Raw genomic sequence first — 2,831 nt, 5'->3', positions numbered from 1 at the left:
TGAGCTGGAGTTCATGCACCGCGCCGTTCTCAACGGCGACCGCCCGGCCAAAGGGCCACGGCAGTCCGGCGTGCAGGCCGGGAGCCAGCACGGCGATCGGCCGACCAAAACGCTCGTATATCCCGCGCTGATGCAGCCCCACCTCCGTTAGCCCGCTGAACAGCCAGCCCAGCGCCGCGATGCCCAGGGTCACCGGTACAAGCCGGCGGCCCATCAGACGAAAGGCGTGGATCTGACGCAGATCGACGCCAAAGCGCTGCTGAAATGAGTCCAGGGCGTGCAGCAGCGGCCGCGGCGGCCACTGATACTGCGCGGCCAGCAGGCTGCGGGTCAGAAAGCGGGGAGCGGAGTCCGGCGCTGGGGGAGAGGCCATCGCGGCCAGGGCGCGCAGCGCATACTCCAGCGCCACCAGCAGGATCGTCAGGCTCGCCAGCTTAATGCCCCACAGCGCGGGGGCGGGGAACGCCATCGCCGCCAGCAGGGAGAGGGTGAGCAGCAGAAAGAGGCTGAGCATCAGGCGGGCAAGCCCCACGTGCTGCTGCCGATGAGGCCAGCCGCGAAGGGGGCGGAAGCTGAGCATGCGTTCGAGCAGCAGCAGCGTAAAGCAGAGCAGAATAAAGAAGCCGACGGCGATCGGACTCGGGGCGTCGGCCAGGTCAACGGGCCGGGCGTCCGCGATATTGGCGATAGCAAAGGCGCCGGCGAGCGCTGCGGCGATCAGGGTGGTGGCCAGATGCTGATGAAAATGGCGCAGCCAGGCCTGCAGGTTTTCCGGCAGCAGCCGGCGCAGAAGCGTCGGCTCGTCCTCCGGGCTCCCGGCGGACGGCGGGGCCTGCCTCCCGCCGCCTTCGCAGCGCAGCGCGTTTTCGACAAACGCCAGCGCGACCAGCACCGCGGCGAGCATCAGGCGCGTCACCGGTAGCCAGAATCCCGTCACGGCAAACAGTTCCAGGAACAGATAAATCGCGCCAGCGATGGCGAGAAGGGCGTACAGAATAGCCTGCGCGATGAGCAAACGCCGGCTTCGCGAAGCGGCCCGAGGGCGACTCTCGGGTGAGGGGGACTGCGCCATAGACTCTCCAGTTGATCCGTCCCTGCCCGACGCAACCCGGGCAAACGATCTGCTGAAGTCACCGCTGAGACGAAGAACCGATGGTGTTATATGATAACATCCGCAATATAAACAAAGCGCCCGGTCCTGGATAGCCTGCGACCAGCGTAAAGGTGGATGTTATATTGTAACAATGTATTTATTCTGCAATATAGCGCTGGCGCCGAACGGGCGCTGTGGTAGGGTTTTTACATCAATAACTGGCCCGGGACGCGCTTCTGAGATGAAAATTTATCGCATAGTACTTTTAACCGTTGCCTTTAGCTCCCCGACGGCCTGGGCCTTCCAGGCCAAAAGCATGGCTTCTGCGGAGGTGAGCACCGCCGAGCTGAGAAAATCGGAAGATAACATCGTCAGCAATTTTTATAGCCACAACGACGCCGGTTTCCAGACCTCCACCTTAGGCACCTGCAGCGCGACGCCTGTCCCCGGCTGCCACTGCGCCTTCTGCACCATGCTGCGCGGCGGCGCGTAACCCGTTTTTCTCCACAGAGCCTTAGCGGTTATTGTTGATGGCTGGTTGAAGGGGACTCGCGGACAATAGCGTCGCCTTCCCCTTTTTAACCCGCAGAGAACGCTGATGTTTAAAATCATTTATCTGGCCGCCGTTATGGCCATGCTCTCAGGATGTTCTGGCTTTATCGATAAGGTCAAAAATACCGAGCTGAAAGAGGAATATTTCTCCGCCAGCGTAGACCGCACCCAGGGATGTCTGCAGTATCAGTCACTCCGCCATCAGTTTTATCTTGAGCAGGACGATCCGCTGCCCAACGGCGATAAAAGATACAACCTTCTGCGAGACCACGATGCGGTAGCAAATATCGACATGGGTAAATCGGGCAAACAGACGCTGGTCAATTTCTTCTACGATAAAAGAGACCCGCAGGTAAAAAGCGCGCTAACTGACATTATCCATCAATGCCACCGTGACCTGGATTAGCCTCTCCGTCCGCGCCTTGAGCTAAGCCAGCATCGGTTCGCTTTGCTTAGCCTCCGTTACCGGATGCAATAACGCCATTAGCCGAGGACTCGCTGGCCTTTATGCGTGGGTTCACGGCCTGGGAGCAGGGAGACGAATCCGCTCTTTGGGCGGATCGACAAATAGATCGCCTTCGGCCCGTCAGCGTTGCTGGTGCTGACGAGCCCGGCAGCGGGCCAGCAGCTGCTGATACTGCTGCGGGGTATCAACGTCCCAGTGAATGCCATTTTCTGCCACGCTGACCGTTTGGCTACCAAACTGATGCACAACCGTTTTGAGGCTAGCGTCGGCGCCGGCAGCGACTATTTTTTCAATAATCGAAAATGGCAGCAGGACCGGATGACCCCGGCCGTGCTGATACTCGGGGATAAGGCACGTCTCTTTGCGCTGCTGCCACAGGGTCGCATAGACGCCAGCGCCGGCTGCCGGCATATCGCCGAGGGCGATAAAAAAATGGCGTGCGTTAATGTGCTTTACGCCCGCCCGAATGGATGAAAACATCCCCTCCTGATAGCTCGCGTTATGAACCAGCTCAATATCTGGATGCTGCGCGTAGCGCTGATGCAGCTCGGCTCCTCTGAATCCGGTCACCAGGATAACCCGATCGCAGAATGAGAGCGCATTGGCGATGGCGCCGTCGAGGACGGTCCCCTCTCTCCATGGCAGCATCATTTTCCAGGTCCCCATTCTGGTTGACAGTCCCGCCGCCAGAATCAAACACTCTTTAACAGGCATAGGTCC

At 59.8% G+C, this 2,831-nt stretch carries 3 protein-coding genes and 1 pseudogene; 2 read left to right on the top strand and 2 right to left on the bottom strand.

Features of this window, described 5'->3' with window-relative positions; genetic code table 11:
* A pseudogene (locus PFH44_RS26460) lies at positions 1-1,072 on the bottom strand (hypothetical protein); the annotation flags it as partial.
* A gap of 262 nt (positions 1,073-1,334) precedes the next feature.
* Here PFH44_RS26460 and PFH44_RS26455 point away from each other — a divergent pair.
* Complete coding sequence (locus tag PFH44_RS26455) at positions 1,335-1,586, top strand: hypothetical protein (RefSeq protein WP_045859424.1); 252 nt, start codon at positions 1,335-1,337, stop codon at positions 1,584-1,586.
* A 105-nt stretch (positions 1,587-1,691) separates the two neighbouring features.
* Entirely contained in the window at positions 1,692-2,051 is a 360-nt protein-coding gene (locus tag PFH44_RS26450) for a hypothetical protein (RefSeq protein WP_076945612.1), read from the top strand.
* A gap of 180 nt (positions 2,052-2,231) precedes the next feature.
* Here the strand turns inward: PFH44_RS26450 and PFH44_RS26445 are convergent, their stop codons facing one another.
* Entirely contained in the window at positions 2,232-2,825 is a 594-nt protein-coding gene (locus PFH44_RS26445) for an NTP transferase domain-containing protein (protein ID WP_283826676.1), read from the bottom strand.
* Between the last annotated feature and the right edge of the window lie 6 nt (positions 2,826-2,831).

Origin of the sequence: Klebsiella sp. Ech2A, assembly GCF_030078455.1 — a bacterium.
GTDB lineage: Bacteria > Pseudomonadota > Gammaproteobacteria > Enterobacterales > Enterobacteriaceae > Klebsiella > Klebsiella terrigena.
Note: the sequence above shows the minus strand (reverse complement) of the source record. Positions and strands in the feature narration are given on the sequence as shown.